At 37.0% G+C, this 15594-nt stretch carries 16 protein-coding genes; 9 read left to right on the top strand and 7 right to left on the bottom strand.

Going from position 1 to position 15594, the window contains the following annotated elements; translation table 11 throughout:
- The first annotated feature begins 69 nt into the window (after positions 1-69).
- The gene (locus tag RCH13_RS13005; RefSeq protein ID WP_326987680.1) at positions 70-2433 is read left to right on the top strand and encodes a hypothetical protein; all 2364 of its coding nucleotides are present in this window, start codon (positions 70-72) and stop codon (positions 2431-2433) included.
- A 57-nt stretch (positions 2434-2490) separates the two neighbouring features.
- Positions 2491-3039, top strand: a complete 549-nt coding sequence (locus RCH13_RS13000; protein ID WP_326987679.1) for a hypothetical protein — start codon at positions 2491-2493, stop codon at positions 3037-3039.
- Between the two features lie 107 nt (positions 3040-3146).
- Here the strand turns inward: RCH13_RS13000 and RCH13_RS12995 are convergent, their stop codons facing one another.
- From RCH13_RS12995 to RCH13_RS12970, 6 genes are all read right to left on the bottom strand, one after another.
- Positions 3147-3500 (bottom strand): hypothetical protein, encoded by a 354-nt coding sequence (locus RCH13_RS12995; protein WP_326987678.1) that lies wholly within the window; start codon positions 3498-3500, stop codon positions 3147-3149.
- 53 nt (positions 3501-3553) lie between these two features.
- On the bottom strand, positions 3554-3919 hold the full coding sequence (locus RCH13_RS12990; RefSeq protein WP_326987677.1) for a hypothetical protein: 366 nt from the start codon (positions 3917-3919) through the stop codon (positions 3554-3556).
- A 2-nt stretch (positions 3920-3921) separates the two neighbouring features.
- The gene (locus RCH13_RS12985; RefSeq protein WP_326987676.1) at positions 3922-4899 is read right to left on the bottom strand and encodes an endonuclease/exonuclease/phosphatase family protein; all 978 of its coding nucleotides are present in this window, start codon (positions 4897-4899) and stop codon (positions 3922-3924) included.
- Between the two features lie 12 nt (positions 4900-4911).
- Positions 4912-5643, bottom strand: a complete 732-nt coding sequence (locus RCH13_RS12980; RefSeq protein ID WP_326987675.1) for a rhomboid family intramembrane serine protease — start codon at positions 5641-5643, stop codon at positions 4912-4914.
- A 3-nt stretch (positions 5644-5646) separates the two neighbouring features.
- Positions 5647-7407 carry a DNA mismatch repair endonuclease MutL gene (gene mutL, locus RCH13_RS12975; protein WP_326987674.1) on the bottom strand — a complete coding sequence of 587 codons (1761 nt, stop codon included), beginning with the start codon at positions 7405-7407 and terminating at the stop codon, positions 5647-5649.
- A 244-nt stretch (positions 7408-7651) separates the two neighbouring features.
- Positions 7652-8371 (bottom strand): class I SAM-dependent methyltransferase, encoded by a 720-nt coding sequence (locus tag RCH13_RS12970; protein WP_326987673.1) that lies wholly within the window; start codon positions 8369-8371, stop codon positions 7652-7654.
- 135 nt (positions 8372-8506) lie between these two features.
- Here RCH13_RS12970 and RCH13_RS12965 point away from each other — a divergent pair, with 135 nt between their 5' ends.
- Positions 8507-8749, top strand: coding sequence for a type II toxin-antitoxin system ParD family antitoxin (locus RCH13_RS12965; protein WP_326987672.1), 243 nt, complete (start codon positions 8507-8509; stop codon positions 8747-8749).
- Complete coding sequence (locus RCH13_RS12960) at positions 8742-9041, top strand: type II toxin-antitoxin system RelE/ParE family toxin (RefSeq protein ID WP_326987671.1); 300 nt, start codon at positions 8742-8744, stop codon at positions 9039-9041. The genes RCH13_RS12965 and RCH13_RS12960 overlap by 8 nt, the downstream gene beginning before the upstream one ends.
- A gap of 101 nt (positions 9042-9142) precedes the next feature.
- On the opposite strand, the gene RCH13_RS12955 is transcribed toward RCH13_RS12960, so the two are convergent.
- Entirely contained in the window at positions 9143-11254 is a 2112-nt protein-coding gene (locus RCH13_RS12955) for a prolyl oligopeptidase family serine peptidase (protein ID WP_326987670.1), read from the bottom strand.
- A 134-nt stretch (positions 11255-11388) separates the two neighbouring features.
- Between RCH13_RS12955 and RCH13_RS12950 the strand changes: the two genes are divergently transcribed.
- From RCH13_RS12950 to RCH13_RS12930, 5 genes are all read left to right on the top strand, one after another.
- On the top strand, positions 11389-11583 hold the full coding sequence (locus RCH13_RS12950) for a hypothetical protein (RefSeq protein WP_326987669.1): 195 nt from the start codon (positions 11389-11391) through the stop codon (positions 11581-11583).
- Between the two features lie 154 nt (positions 11584-11737).
- Positions 11738-13141 (top strand): nucleoside recognition domain-containing protein, encoded by a 1404-nt coding sequence (locus RCH13_RS12945; protein ID WP_326987668.1) that lies wholly within the window; start codon positions 11738-11740, stop codon positions 13139-13141.
- Positions 13142-13180: 39 nt separating this feature from the next.
- Positions 13181-13567 carry a hypothetical protein gene (locus RCH13_RS12940; RefSeq protein ID WP_326987667.1) on the top strand — a complete coding sequence of 129 codons (387 nt, stop codon included), beginning with the start codon at positions 13181-13183 and terminating at the stop codon, positions 13565-13567.
- A 46-nt stretch (positions 13568-13613) separates the two neighbouring features.
- Positions 13614-14951 carry a TolC family protein gene (locus tag RCH13_RS12935; RefSeq protein ID WP_326987666.1) on the top strand — a complete coding sequence of 446 codons (1338 nt, stop codon included), beginning with the start codon at positions 13614-13616 and terminating at the stop codon, positions 14949-14951.
- Positions 14952-15003: 52 nt separating this feature from the next.
- Positions 15004-15594: a SprT-like domain-containing protein gene (locus RCH13_RS12930; protein ID WP_326987665.1), complete on the top strand. Its 591-nt coding sequence runs from the start codon at positions 15004-15006 to the stop codon at positions 15592-15594.

Here is a 15594-nt window from a genome sequence, read left to right as displayed (position 1 = left end):
TATAATCCTGTATTTCAGCAAAGCGTTTGTCTTTTCCTGAGAGGATTTAACATTTAATTTAATCATTTAATGAAAAATTTATATCAACTAAAAAACCATTTTAGTTTTAAAACAGCTGTTATTGCGCTGGTTCTATTAATAAGCAGCAATCCCCTTTTTGCAGATGGTTCCAAAGACCTTTATCCAAGTGGAACCCTTGGATATCGCGCGCATTTGCGTTCAAGTACTGCCATCACTACTAATTATCCATTTCCGACAACTGGAACACATTATGTTTATGCAAGGGACAATGAAACAATTACATTGGCTTCTAGCGCACAACTTGCAGGTAATGCTTCCGCTATTCAACTATATAGTCCTTCTGGAGCTGTAGTAGTAAATGATAATACTGCGGCTGGATTAATTCCTAATCGTGCTGCAGAGTTAGCGGGTCCACAAATAAGCGGAGCAGCCAGTGGTGGAACTTATATTCCTCTTTATTATAAGGTACCCGTGGGAGGTGCAGGAATTTACCGCGTAGAGTTTCTTGCCAGATCAACCACTGATTCTTCTACGACGATTCTTGCCAATGCTGAATTTACTCAGGCTGCTACTTCATCAGTCTTGGCTTGGGATATTTCCGTGATCAACACTGGTAATACTTCTTATATTAAAGGCCGTGTTTACAGCAATGTCTTCAATTTAAATACTGGAACTACTGCAGGAGAAGCTAATGGATTTTACGGATTAATGTATGTCCTCACCAAAGATGGCTACACCTACCGCGTAGATAATAATGGCAATAATGGTTTGTATTTCACCTTTTTTGTGAATAATAATGGCTTTTTGAATACCTCTACCCAGTTGCCACTTTATAAAAGTTTAAACACATCAACATTAACTACATCCAATGTGCAAAATCCTAAAAATGCAGATTTGGGATCGCAGATTACGCATAAAATATTTTACACTTTGCCTGCAAGTGACTTACCGACCAACTCCAATGGCGCGGTGCCGGGAAATAGTACCTGGCTAAAAAATCCCACGAGTAATCCAACCGTTTCTGGTGTATCATTAGTTGGTGCAGAGGGAGTAAACGGACAGGTGAGCAACAAAGGAGGGAACATTAATTTTACAGCATCTGCACAAGGCAATTTCTTAATCACCATTAAAAGTACCGCAAATCCTTTAGCTTTCCCTACACGAGTAATTAGTGGAGCTGCGATTATTGGAGCGAACAGCGTGTTGTGGGATGGAAAAGATGGTGCAGGAGCTTCTTTGCCTTCAGGAACATTTCCAGCAGAAATAAGTGTACAGTTTCAAGGAGGAGAGGTGCATTTCCCCTTTATTGATATGGAGTATAATAAAAATGGTTTCAAACTAGAGCTTTTAAATAAAGATAATTTGAGTCAAGTGCTTTCTAACATTGTCTATTGGGATGATTCGAATGTAGCAAATGGAACAAACGGAACAGATGCTCCAAAAGGAAGATATTCTGACCCGAAAAATAACAGTCACTTATCCCCAACCAATAGTTTAGGAATTAACAGTACTATAAATGGACACATTTGGGGTCAAGGTGCTACGGGAACTACGGGACAATTTGGAGATAATAAATCCATTGACACGTGGGCCTTCATTAAAGGAGATGTGGTTACCATTACAAGCTCCATTAATGTGAGAATTGCGGACTTGGAAATTTCTGCAGTCACCCCAAACAAAACTATAGTACTTCCGGGTGAAACTATTTCCGTAGTCGTAAAAGCTAAAAATGGTGGACCAGATTCTGTAACGGGTTCAAAATTCACCTTTACCCTCCCACTTGGTTTTGATCCGCAAAGTTTCTCTTTCAGTGGCAATTCTTGCGGTACAGAAGCTACCGTAATTTCTTATAATGCGGCTACAAGAACGTATACCTCACTTCTTAATTTGCCAAATGGATGTGAAATTACGTACACTTTTAATATGATTGTGACCAATGCGACCATCACTGGAAATCAAAATTTCACAGCAACAATATTACGTCCGAATGATGTTACAGATCCAGATGCTACCAATACAATCACCAATATTCCACCAACGGATGCTCAATTTGAATGTACGAATAATGGATTAGGCGGTACTTGTAATAACATTAAGTTTGCAATAGTTTCGTCGCCACCGTGTGTAAATCCAGCAACCACTTCTGGATTAGGAGCGGCCACAAAAATGGGAATCACCCTATTAAAAAGAGCTGGAAGTGAAAATACTGCGATTTGGCCGATGGTGAGAAAATCAGGACATCTCGCACTTGAATCAAATACGAACGGATTTGTAATCACGAGAGTTCCAACTACCAGTTTATCCGGAATTACGGGGCAAGAAGGAATGATGGTTTATGACACTACCGCCAAATGCTTAAAATTATTTTCAGATGGTGCGTGGAAATGTTTCTCTCAACCTGCTTGTCCCTAATTAAAAGTGTAGTAAAACAAAACACTTTAAAATTTTAAAAATTAAAGAAAAAAAATAATGAAAAATATATTTTCAATCCTCTGCTTTTCCCTGTCTACTGCGGTATTTTCGCAAGTAATATTAGGCGATAAAGTAGGAACTGCAACAAACAAAACTTCTGTTTTACTAGAATTTGCAGCCGGACAAAACAAAGGAATAATTTTGCCTTATGTTCAAACTTTACCTTCGGGAAGTGGCTTGGTAGAAGGAACCATCGTTCTAGACGCAACCATACCTACCAAAGCTAAAGTTAAATATTACAATGGAACTGCACCTTGGGTGGATCTAAGCAGTGGAAATGAAGCGGACATTACGTCTCAATTAACCATTCAACCCACTACTATTACTGAAGATGCTACTGCGAAAGCGATTATCGGTTCCAGCACATCTGCCGCGAATGGCGTTTTGATTTTAGAATCCCAAACCAAAGCCCTGGTTTTACCCATCGTAGCAAGTACTGCAGATGTTCCGGATCCTGCACCTGGAATGATGGTGTATGTAAATAAAGCGGGAGCAAAAAGACTAGCCGTTTTTAATGGTGCCAATTGGACCTACTGGAAACCGTAAGACGTTCCTCATAAAAAATCCCTTCCAAATTTTTGGAAGGGATTTTTTATGAGCCACTTAAGACTGCTATTCTTAGCAATCTTAATGTTTGAAGAATATGATACATCCTATTTTTTCTGCTCTTCTTTCGAATTTGTTCTGATGGTTTCCACTTCTACCTCAACTTTATCAGCGCCGCGGTTGGCAGCATCTTTTACATTTTCTCCGGCTTGCTGAAGTTTTTCTCCCGTTTTTTCCGCTGCAACATCTAGTTTTTCACCTACTATTTCTAATTTTGCTTTTGCTTTGTCTACGGTTGCATTAATTTTTGCAGAATCCGGGTAAAGGGACTTTTCCGTTTCAATGGTGGTAGTGGTTAGAGAACCATCGGGATTTTCTGCCGTTTCTATTTTGGTTTCAGATTGCGTGCAGCTTACTGCAGTAAAAGTAAGTGCTACAATACTTAAAATAAGTGATTTCATATTTGTAATTTTTTGATGTTTAAAGTTGATCTTCTAAAAAAAGTGTCCGTATATTATTGGGGGGAAACTTCTGGAATTGGCTGTGATTTTTCTTTTTTTATTTTCTCTGCCTCTTCTTTCTTCTTCTTTTCTGCTAAAAGTTTTTCTGATTTCACCTTTTCTTCGCCCTCCTTTTTCAGTTGCAACTCATCTTTTTGCTTTTTTTGAACTGCATTAAGGGAATCTTGGTACAATTGAGAAGAAATTCTAATTTTTCTCGCAACATCTACTGACGTTGCACCTTGAGAAAAAGAGTCGATCGCTACTGTGTCATACATTAACATCGCACTTTTTTCTTCTAGTTTAACAGGTTCTTCTGAAGGATCATTTCCACAAGAAATAATCATCAATAACAATAGAAAAAAAGAGAATAATTTCATACTTAATTAACTTTAAATTCAGCAATAACAGGAAAGTGATCAGATAATTGCACGGAGCGATCCACCCGATAACTTACTGCTTTAATTTCCTTGGAGTTAAAGATATAATCTATTCTTAAAGGAAATTTATAATCATGAAAACTTGTCGCACTTCCTCTTCCAACCTCCACAAAAGCGTCTTTTAAACCTTTCCCTAAAGTATAGTACTCATAAGAATTAGGAACCGCATTAAAATCACCCGCCACAATTACAGGATAAGGCGACTCATCAATGGCTTTTCGGATGGCTTCAATTTCTTCTTGATGACTTTTGAACGTAGGAATCAGACGTTTCAATACATATTTTACTTTGATTTTGTTATTTTCTAAATCGTCCGTAGGTTTTACTTTAGCCTTATCAAAGGAAAATGGATTCAGGTAAATATTAAAAACGCGGATGATCTTACCTTCAAATTTAATGTCTGCAAAAAAAGCATTTCCATTTTCACCCGTTGGCAATTTTTCTTCCCGAATAATTTCTGTCTTGGAATTAAGCGCTACTAAAACCTCTCCCTTTGTGCGGTGCGGATAACCCGGAATATTAAATTCTGAGCCATATTCCTGTCCCAAAACCAAGTCAGCATTTGTATCCTTCAAATAATCATAAACTTTTTCTTGCCCTTTAGTCGCCATTTTAAGATTGAGTGTTAATACTTTAAAGTTCGGAACTTCCGTAGATTGTTCTTTCCAGTTTACCCATCTTTGAGTCTGATTAAAAAGCAGAAATGAAGCTGCGACAAAAAACAGGGTTCTCTTTTTCCAGAGGATCATCCAAAAAAGACAGAGTGCAATATTCAAAATCATTAAAATCGGGAAAGACAGTGACAAGATATTGAGATAAGGAAAAGTCTGCGGGGAAACGAACGAATTCAGGGATGTTGCCAAAAGCAAAACCAAAATTCCCAAATGGACAAGGGTGAGTAACAGTCGAAGAATCTTCACTAATTTCTTAAATTAATTAATTCTGTATTGGTCTCTTTTCCAATATCTTGCCAGTAGAAAACCGACCAATGCGCCGCCAACGTGAGCGAGATGCGCAATACCACCCACATTTCCCGTCACCCCAAGAGCGATAGAACCAATGATAATTACGGGCAAAACATATTTTACTTTTACGGGAATTGGAATAAACATAATTCCAATTTCTGCATTTGGATACATGGTTGCAAAAGCGGCGATGATTCCAAAAATAGCACCGGAAGCTCCAACCATCGGGACGGAAATAATTGATTTTAGTTTCTCTACCAATTCCTGCTGGGTGAGAATTGCATCTGCACTGCCACTAAAAGCTACGCTTTCTCCCGCTAAATAGTCGGTTAAATTAAATCCAAACCCTTCTAAACTGGATTGGATTTGCTGCACCTCGTAGAAATTCCACAAATTAAAAAGGAAAAATGAGCCAAGTCCACTCACAAAATAAAGGATGACATATTTTTTATCGCCCAAAGTTCTCTCTAAAACCGGCCCAAAGCTATAGAGCGTGAACATATTGAAAAGAATATGCATAAATCCGCCATGCATAAACATGTGCGTGATGATTTGCCACGATTTAAAGTAAGGAGAAAAAGGATAAAAAGCTGCAAATTTCATATACAGCATTTGGCTATTCAGCAAATAGAAAAGGATAAAAACAACTGCATTAAGGATGATGATATTCCGGGTAATCGGCGGTAATGTGTTAAACATATTCTAAAATTTATTTTTTAATTCGTCAATCGGGATTTCCAAGAAACATCTTTTTCCAGAAGCCGTATATTCCGGGAAACCGAGTTCTGTAAAATCCTTAATGACTTGTTCAGCATCCATTTTATATAAAAAATCAAAGGTGGATTTGCTGTCTATTTTATTCCATTGATTATGATAAAAACTCAGGAATTCTTCTTCTGTTTTATAATCTAATATTTCGAACAGCTGCTCCATAAACTTCATGACCTGCGTTTCTTTTAATCCGTGTGGAACGGCGTCTATCCGCAAAACATTATCATTTGCCAAAACCATTTCAAAGCCTAATCCTGGCAAGAATTTTTTAATGGACCTGTATTTATTTTGTTCAATGGCGTTCATGTGATATTCCAAAGAAAAGAGCAAAGTTTGCTTTTCACTGCTGTGTTTTTTCTTTGCATTTCTTTCGCTTACAATCAGGCGATGCATTCTGCCTAAATCCAGCATCAAGGTCTTGCCACTTTTATTGTACAACCAATAACCATTGGGAAGTCGCATCAGATCTTCTTCAAAATCTTCATCCTCAAACAAATTTATTTTGGAGGGTTCACTTGGAATATTTTGCTGGTAAATATCCGCCATCGCCACTTTTTCGCCTGCAGGACTTCTTTCTTGCGTAAAAGGATTGTAGTTTCTATCCACAGAAATTTCCGGCTGTTTAAAACCGCTGCCTTTATTAACTTGATGCATGAAGGCATCAATACTGGAATCGCGCTCGAAATCCAATCCAGGCGCCACATTATAAATTCCCAGCGATCTTTTAATGGTGGAGCGAATAAGCGCAAAAATCAGATTTTCGTCCTCAAATTTCACCTCCGTTTTTTGGGGATGAATATTGACATCCACTTTTTCGGGATCCAACTCCAAGAACAGGAAAAATGTAGGAATATAACCCGGCAAAAGCAAACCATCAAAAGCTTCCTGAACTGCCTTGTTAAAATACGCGCTGCGAAAAAACCGACCATTAACGAAGAGAAATTGTTCCCCGCGTACTTTTTTTGCGCCTTCAGGTTTTGCTACAAATCCATCGAGTTTTACCCAACCTAAATCTTCTTTAATGGGCACCATCAAAGGCTGTAATTTTCGTCCGAATACATCAATAATCCGCTGAAGAGTATTGGTTTTTCTTAAGCGAAATATAATATCGTCATTATGGAAAAGTTCGAAATCCAAATTCTCATGTGCTAAAGCAACTCTTTGAAATTCATCCAGAATATGCCTAAACTCAATATTATTGTTTTTCAAAAATTTCCGTCGCGCCGGAACATTGTAGAACAAATTTTTCACGGAGAAATTAGAACCTTCCGTCGTCTGAATGGGTTCTTGAAATTGAAAACCACCTCCTTCGATGTAGATATTGGTTCCTGTAACCGCATCTTGGGTTTTCGTTTTTAATTCAACCTGAGCCACGGCCGCAATGGAAGCCAAAGCTTCACCCCGAAAACCTTTTGTAGAAATGCGAAATATATCTTCAGTTGTAGCAATTTTGGAAGTGGCGTGTCTCTCAAACGCGAGTCGAGCATCGGTATCACTCATTCCGGTGCCATTATCAACCACCTGAATTAAATTTTTCCCCGCATCCCGAATGATGAGCTCAATTTTAGTGGCTCCTGCATCAATTGCGTTCTCCATCAATTCTTTTACAATCGACGCGGGCCGCTGCACCACTTCGCCGGCGGCGATTTGATTGGCAACATGATCCGGTAAAAGTTTGATAATATCTGACATCTAAATAATTAATCGCCACAAAAATAACGATTCAAAAAGAGTTTAAAGAATAATTTTTGGAAATACTTTGTGCAATCAATATTTGCTTGAATTCGATTATAAAGAATTAACCATTAAGAAATTTAAGAGATTTAGAAAGATTAAGAATTTGCAGGCAAATCTAAGCGCACCGTTTTAGAAAAAATTAATTTTTCCTTAATCAAACTTAAAACCTCAATAATCTTAATGGTTAAATTTCTGTAAGTTATTTATACTTAATACGATCTATGTTGTCACTTACTTTTTTGGAAATTTTTTCAGTAATATTTCTTTGGTCCGCAAGATGTCTCAGCACAAAATCCCTTTTTTTTCTCAAGACCATAAAATGATAATCTTCTTCTTCCCAAATTCCATATTTTTCAAAAGAAATTAATTCCAAATCATGATTTTCCAAATGCTGCATCAAAGCAAATAATTCCACGGCCTGATCAATAACCTGCAGACTTTCTGGATGGTGAATTCTTGCGTAATCAATGTATCTGGGATTGGGAATATTAATGGTAACCAAGGTTTTTGGGGTCGCAATTTTGCTTAAATTTTCAAACAATTCGCCGTGTTGTTCCAAAGGAATATGCTCAATCACATCCATCAAAGTAATAAAATCAAAATCTGAATTTTTCGGTTGGTATTTTACCACATCGGCAACAGCCAAAAATAGATGCTTTTTACCTTTTAATTCTTCTTTCGCAACCGCAATGCTTTTTTCACTTAAATCCACGGCTTCTATGCTTCCGGTTGAAATCTTTTTGCCTAATAATTTCGTAAAAATCCCGACGCCACAACCTAATTCCAAAACTTTGGAATCTTCTTTCAATCCTAAATTGAGCAGTCTTTTATAGAGTGAAATCAATCTTTCATTGGCGCCAATTTTCAATTGCCGCTGTACGTATTCATCGTAGAATTCTGAAATTTCCTTTTGTTTCATGGGGTAAAAATAGGGAATATTCTTTATGTTTTTTGAAGGGAATTATTTGACATTGTTTAAATCTAATTCATAAATTTTTTATTTACCACCAAAGTAATTTACCAAAAATTGGTAACTTTGATGAAAATTTATATTATGAAGAACACCTCAGTATCTCTCGGAAATTACTTTGATCAGTTTGTAAGCAGCCAAGTTACGGTAGGTCGATATAAAAATGTGAGCGAAGTTATTCGTGCAGGACTTCGATTATTAGAAAATGAAGAAAGCAAAACAATAGCTTTGAAAGCAGCAATTCAACAAGGTTTAGAAAGCCCGCGAGTTGAAAATTTTGATTTTGACGAACATCTACTAAAATTGAAATCTCAAAAAAATGGCTAAAGTTAACTTTAGACAAGAAGCCATCAATGATCTGACAGATATTTGGGAATATACTTTGCACGAATGGTCAGAAAATCAAGCGGAAAGATATTATAATTCAATTAAGTTTGCTTGTAAAGAAATCGGAGATAAATCAAGTATAGGAAAGATTTATACTGAAATAAATACCAATCTTTTTGGATTAAGTTGCGGAAAGCATATCATATTTTACCAGCAAACCTCTGAGGAAGAAATCGAGGTAATTAGAATATTACACGAAAGAATGGATTTAAAAAACAAGATATTTATTTGAAGTCTTCTAAATGTGTGATTGCTTCTTTCCGCGCAATGACAGATAGAAAAAAAACTTTCTGAAAATATCCAGAAAGTTTTTTTTGATTATTGAGTAGTTCTCTATTTCTTCAAACTTTTAAAACCCATCTCATACAAACCGAAACTCAGGATATCTGCATTTTCACCAATCACCTGTTCCGTGCTTCTTCCCGCTCCATGACCTGCATTGGTTTCAATTCTGACCAAAATTGGATTTGCACAAGATTGTTTTTCCTGCAATTCTGCTCCGAATTTAAAAGAGTGCGCCGGAACAACCCGATCATCGTGATCGCTTGTGATAATCATGGTCGAAGGATAACAAACTCCTCTTTTCACTTGGTGAACCGGGGAATAAGATTTCAGATACTCGAACATTTCTTTGGAATCTTCCGCCGTGCCGTAATCGTAACTCCAACCCGCTCCGGCTGTAAATTTATTGTACCGCAACATATCCAAAACGCCAACTCCAGGGAATGCCACTTTCGCCAGATCTGGACGCATTGTCATGGTTGCTCCTACCAAAAGTCCACCATTGGATCGACCAGAAAGTGCCATATAATCCTTGGAAGTGTATTTACTGTTTTGTAAATATTCTCCGGCTGCAATGAAATCATCGAAGACATTTTTCTTGTCCATTTTGATTCCACCATCATGCCATTTCTTTCCATATTCTCCACCACCACGGATATTTGGAACGGCATAAATTCCGCCATTTTCCATCCAGATTGCATTCACTACAGAAAAAGCAGGCTGCAAACTGATGTTGAATCCGCCATAAGAATAAAGGATTGTTGGGTTTTTCCCGTCTAGTTTCAATCCTTTTTTATAATTGATCATCATCGGGATCTTGGTGCCGTCTTTTGAAGTGTAGAAAACCTGTTTGGACACAAAATTTTGTGGGTTGAATTTCACATTGGGTTTTTGATACACTTCCGACTTTCCCGTGTCTGCATTATATTTATAAATCGTGGGTGGCGTGATGTAGTTGGTGAAAGAATAGAACATCTCTTTTTCCGTTTCTTTTCCGCCAAAACCACCTGCCGTTCCTATTCCAGGAAGATCAATGGTGCGAATCAATTTGCCATTATAATCAAATTGTTTCATAGAAGTTACCGCGTCTTCCATATATTTTGCGAAAATAAATCCGCCTCCTGTAGAAACGCTGAGTACGTTTTCGGTTTCTGGAATGACGTCCATCCAAACCGACGGGTTTTTAATGTCGAATTTTACCAAACGCATATTCGGCGCGTTCTTATCGGTCAGCGCATAGATAAAATCACCTTTGGAATCGATGAAATCGGTATTGAAATCATATCCTTTTTGAATTGGAATAAAATCATTTTTCGTTTTTAAATCTTTCAGATAAAGTTCGTTTCCGTTTGTTGCTTCGGAAGCACTGAGAACTTCGTAGCGTTCATCATCAGAAACGCCAATTCCCATGTATCTTCTTTTGAAATTTTCGCCACCGATGACCATTTTATTCTGAGACTGTTTGGTTCCTAATTGGTGAAAATAAACTTTGTGAGTATCGGTTTTTGCAGATAATTCTGAACCTTTGGGTTTATCATAACTGGAGTAAAAGAAACCTTCATCTCCTTTCCAGGACGCGCCTGAAAATTTTACATCAATAATGGTTTCATCAATTATTTTTTTGCTCACGGCATCCATAATAATGATTTTATTCCAGTCACTTCCGCCTTCAGAGATAGAATATGCAACCAAATTTCCCTTTTTATTAAAGGAAACTCCAGCTAAAGAAGTGGTTCCTTTTTCAGAAAATTTATTAGGATCTAGAAAAACTTCGGTTTTTCCTGCTTTATTTGTCCGGTATAAAACTGATTGTGCTTGAAGTCCGTCATTTTTGTAGAAATAGGTAAAATCTCCTTCTTTAAAAGGTGCGCTGATTTTTTCGTAGTTCCAGATCTCTTTTAACTGCGCCCGAATTTCTTCCCGAAAAGGTATTTTAGCCAAATAAGCATTCGTAAAGGCAACTTCTCTTTGCACCCAATCTTTCGTATCTGCTGCCAAATCATCTTCTAACCAGCGATAAGGATCTGGAACTTTAATTCCGAAATATTCATCCGTGTGATCTACTTTTTTGGTGGTGGGATATTTTTCGGTCATCTTATTTTGAACGTTACAACTCTGCATTGCAAAAGCTGCAAGGGCAAGTGTTAGAATCTGTATTTTCATTAAATCATATTTTCTCAAATTTAAAAAATATATCTTATTTTAAGAGCAAGAGAGGTAAAGATTAACAATTTTTTAAAGTTTAAGATATTTAAAAGGTATAGCTTTTGCTAAGTTATGGACGTAAAAAATAAGATATGAAAAGAGAAACAGGAATTATATTGGCAAGCAGTTTCGGGATTTTAATAGGTTTAAGCATCTATGGATTTAGAAGATTTTTCTCCAGAAAACAGAAAGAATACCAAGAATATTACTCAGATTTTCACCGAAATTTTGAAAGATATCCTGAAGATATTAATAATGATGGCATCGAATTTTTAGCCATGAAATAAAGAAAAGAATTTTGCACTTCTATCAATCCTCTCCTTAATTGGTTAGGATTTTTTTGTTTTTGAAACTTCTACATTCAAATCATTTCCAATAATCTTAAAACGGAAACACGCTAAGAGAAACTTTTTAGTTATTTTTATCAAAATTTTTTAGAAGATGGTGTTAAGCAGGATTTGGAGTGGATTTATCATTGTAGCAATTATTGTAGCGAGTATTAAATATTTGGTTTCTGATAATTACAAGGCGATTTATAATGATATGGTTGTGGGGAAAAGTGGAGATACGGTTCAGATTATGTCTAAACCAATGAGCGAAATTTCTCCAGATGTGAAAAATAATCTTCTCTTAAGTCCAGATTTTACGAAAGACAGAATCAAGTATAAGACAGATTCAGCAAAAGCTGATGTTAATGTTTATAGGGTTCAGCAAACAGATGGAGTCATCGGAACCTCAGAAACGGCGGTGAAAATATCTTTAGGTTTAATTGGTATTATGACGCTTTTTATGGGATTCATGAGCATTGCCGAGCGCGCCGGCGGAATTAATCTTCTCTCCCGAATCATCCAACCTTTCTTTTCCAAACTATTCCCCGAAATTCCAAAAAATCACCCTTCTTTTGGACACATGGTCCTCAATTTTTCTGCTAATTTATTAGGCTTAGATAACGCTGCGACTCCCTTCGGCTTGAAGGCGATGGAGAGTTTGCAAACATTAAATCCAGATAAAGACCGCGCAAGTAATTCCCAAATTATGTTCCTCTGTTTGCATGCAGGTGGATTAACACTGATACCAGTTTCCATTATCGCCATTCGAGCATCTATGGGATCTGCCACACCTACAGATATTTTCCTTCCCTGCATGATAGCGACTTTTGCCGCTACCATGGCCGCAATGATTGTAGTGTCCCTTTACCAAAAAATAAATCTATTACAACCTGCCGTAATTGGTTATGTAGGCGGAATTTCTGTCATCATTGGATTATTGGTGGTTTATTTGGTCAGTTTAAGCAAAGAAGGTTTAACAAATTTCAGTATGCTACTCAGCAATGGAATTATCCTTCTCATTTTCTTTGCCATTGTAGCAGGAGCGATTTACAAAAAAATTGATGTATTCGATGCATTTGTGGAGGGAGCAAAAGAAGGTTTTTGGACCTGTGTAAAAATCATTCCCTATTTGGTAGGAATGCTCATCGCGATTTCCCTTTTAAGAACTTCCGGAGTTTTCGATGTTCTGATTGATGGAATGAAATGGGTTGCACAAGTTGTAGGTTTCGACACCAGATTTGTGGACGGTTTGCCTACCGCTTTAATCAAACCACTTTCTGGTTCTGGAGCTAGAGGAATGATGGTTGACACCATGCAAACTTTCGGAGCAGACAGTTTTCAAGGAAGATTAGCCGCAATTTTACAAGGAAGTTCGGACACTACTTTCTATGTAATTGCCATCTATTTCGGCGCGGTGGGAATTAAAAATACGAGATATACCGTTACTGCAATGCTTTTAGCAGATTTGGTGGGCGTGATTACTTCTGTGATTTTAGCGTATTTGTTTTTTGCTTAAACTTAAAGTATAAAACAATCATTTAAAAGTTTTTAAAATATGATACATGATAAAGATTACATCATCCGGATTGTTAAACAATTTTCAGAATTTCTGACAAAGATGATTATTGGTGGAAATAATGAGGGCGATCCCGATGAATTACAGCGGATTTTTGAAACCAATATGAATGATACTTTTAAAATGAATTTTGAGGAATTATCTTCTAAATCCGTAGAAGAGATCACGAGTTTCATTGAAGAAAAAGATGCCTCTCATTATATCCCATTTTTTGAACTATTAGGAAATCTCTTCTTCTTTAAAAATAAAGAAAATCCCCAATCTGACTGGGCAGAAAAAGCGCAGAAGTTTTATGAACTTTATCTTCAGAAGAGTGGAATATTCTCCATGCCCATCATTTCCAGAATTAATGAGTTAAAGAAATGATTGTAACAAATCAGTAAAAATAACGTCTTATTCTTTAAAATTGTCCATGAAGAGCTTTGTTGTTTTTTTGCTTTGTTTGCTGTCTGTTTCCCTATTTTCACAGAAAAAATGGACTCTGCAAGAATCCGTAAATTATGCAGTAGAAAATAATTTACAAGTTTTACGTGGAAACCTCAATACTAAGATTCAGGATAATACGCTCAAGATTGCGAAAAGAGAATATTTACCTTCCGTAAACGCCAATGCAGGTTTGAATGGAGCTTTCGGTCAGGGTACAGATCTTTTCGGCAACACCAATCGAAATGATAATTTCCGAAGCAATGCAAATGTAGGCGCAGATATTCTTCTCTTCAATTATGGTCGCTTGGAAAAAAATATTCGCAAAACTCAATATGAAGTTGAAGCAAATAATTTTGATTTGCAAAGAACAAAAGATGATATATCCCTCCAGATTGCACAGCAATATCTTTCAATTTTACTCAACCGAGAAATTGTGCAAATTTCTGAGAGTGCCCAGAACAACGCACAAAAATTATACGAAAGAGCGAAAATAACTACTGACGTGGGCACTACGCCACAAACGATTTTGGCAGAAGCTGAAGCAGCATTGGCTCGAGAAAAACAAAATGTAAACACGGCGCAAATCAACACTGACCGAAGTCTTTTCGCATTGGCAATGCTTCTGCAATTAAAAGACTACAAAAATTTCGATATTGTAAATGTCCCGGTTGATAATATTTTAGATGCCCCACTTTTTTCCGCGGAAACAATCATTGATAAAGCCTACGAAAATCAGCCACAAATAAAAGCTGCAGACAGCCGCATTAAATCTGCCGAAGCGCAAACCGAAATTACCAGAACCGCTTTTTGGCCCACTATTTCTGCCAATGCAGGTTTCGGGACCTCTTATTTTTACCGCTTTAAATTAGTGGATCCCACTGGAGCAACCATTCAACAGACCAACTTTATAGATCAGTTCACCGATAATTTTGGGCAGCAAGTTGGCGTATCAGCGAATATTCCTATTTTTAACAAAGGAATTACGCGATTGCAAGTAGAACAGTCTAAAATCAATGAAGAGTTGGCTAAAGTTGCACTGGAACAATCAAAACAAGATGTTCTGCAGAATGTACAGAAAGCACAGTTTGATGCAGAAAGTAATTATGGAGCTTATCTAGCCGCAACACAAGCGGAAAAAAGCTCACGGTTGGCTGTTGATTTTGCAGAGAAAAGTTTTGCCGCCGGTAGAACAACCATTTATGATTTAAACACGGCCCGAAATAATTTCGCAAATGCCCAAGGTTCTGTGGCACAAGCTAAATACAACTATCTCTTCAGTATGAAACTATTGAATTTCTATGCGGGAATTCCGTTGAGTCTTTAGGCAAACAACAATTTTTATCATTCCATTTCTACTGACTTGCAAAGCTGAAAGAATGTCCATTCAAAATTTAGAAAAATATTTACCCGAAAATACGCTCGACCATTTAAAGAATTGGTTCGCCGATTATTCCATTCATATTAAAATAACGAAAGAGCGAAATTCAAAGTTGGGAGATTACCGCAGAATGCCTGATAAATCACACCAAATCACCATTAATTCCACGCTGCAAGCGCCACTTTTTTTCTTTGTTTTGACCCATGAACTGGCGCATCTCATTGCTTTTGATCGCTATAGCTACAGAATTTCTGCGCACGGTGCGGAATGGAAAAACACTTTTAAAATTATGCTTTTAGAAAGTATTTCTGTTTATCCACCTGATCTGCAACCCATAATTTTTAAATTCTCAAAAGCACCGAAAGCCAGTTTTATGGCGAGTCCAGATTTGGTGAAATATTTTCGGATAGAAAACCTGGAAGATGAACAATCGTACGTAGAAGAATTAGAACCAGATGACTGTTTTACCTACAGAAATCAACTCTACATGCTTCTTGAAAAGCGTAAAAAAAACTATCTTTGTAAAAACCTCGGCAACGAAAAAAATTACATCTTTAAACCTTTGGCGAGAGTTGAAAAATTAAGTTAA

The sequence above is a fragment of the Chryseobacterium sp. MP_3.2 genome (assembly GCF_035984805.1).
Lineage (GTDB): Bacteria > Bacteroidota > Bacteroidia > Flavobacteriales > Weeksellaceae > Kaistella.
The sequence above is the reverse complement of the archived record's forward strand: the minus strand, read 5'-3'. Positions and strand labels throughout refer to the sequence as shown.

Coding starts and splice junctions, on each gene's coding strand:
- RCH13_RS13005 (WP_326987680.1), top strand. CDS start 70: ATGAAAAATTTATATCAACTAAAAAACCATTTTAGTTTTAAAACAGCT.
- RCH13_RS13000 (WP_326987679.1), top strand. CDS start 2,491: ATGAAAAATATATTTTCAATCCTCTGCTTTTCCCTGTCTACTGCGGTA.
- RCH13_RS12995 (WP_326987678.1), bottom strand. CDS start 3,500: ATGAAATCACTTATTTTAAGTATTGTAGCACTTACTTTTACTGCAGTA.
- RCH13_RS12990 (WP_326987677.1), bottom strand. CDS start 3,919: ATGAAATTATTCTCTTTTTTTCTATTGTTATTGATGATTATTTCTTGT.
- RCH13_RS12980 (WP_326987675.1), bottom strand. CDS start 5,643: ATGTTTAACACATTACCGCCGATTACCCGGAATATCATCATCCTTAAT.
- mutL (WP_326987674.1), bottom strand. CDS start 7,407: ATGTCAGATATTATCAAACTTTTACCGGATCATGTTGCCAATCAAATC.
- RCH13_RS12970 (WP_326987673.1), bottom strand. CDS start 8,371: ATGAAACAAAAGGAAATTTCAGAATTCTACGATGAATACGTACAGCGG.
- RCH13_RS12965 (WP_326987672.1), top strand. CDS start 8,507: ATGAAGAACACCTCAGTATCTCTCGGAAATTACTTTGATCAGTTTGTA.
- RCH13_RS12960 (WP_326987671.1), top strand. CDS start 8,742: ATGGCTAAAGTTAACTTTAGACAAGAAGCCATCAATGATCTGACAGAT.
- RCH13_RS12955 (WP_326987670.1), bottom strand. CDS start 11,254: ATGAAAATACAGATTCTAACACTTGCCCTTGCAGCTTTTGCAATGCAG.
- RCH13_RS12950 (WP_326987669.1), top strand. CDS start 11,389: ATGAAAAGAGAAACAGGAATTATATTGGCAAGCAGTTTCGGGATTTTA.
- RCH13_RS12945 (WP_326987668.1), top strand. CDS start 11,738: ATGGTGTTAAGCAGGATTTGGAGTGGATTTATCATTGTAGCAATTATT.
- RCH13_RS12940 (WP_326987667.1), top strand. CDS start 13,181: ATGATACATGATAAAGATTACATCATCCGGATTGTTAAACAATTTTCA.
- RCH13_RS12935 (WP_326987666.1), top strand. CDS start 13,614: ATGAAGAGCTTTGTTGTTTTTTTGCTTTGTTTGCTGTCTGTTTCCCTA.
- RCH13_RS12930 (WP_326987665.1), top strand. CDS start 15,004: ATGTCCATTCAAAATTTAGAAAAATATTTACCCGAAAATACGCTCGAC.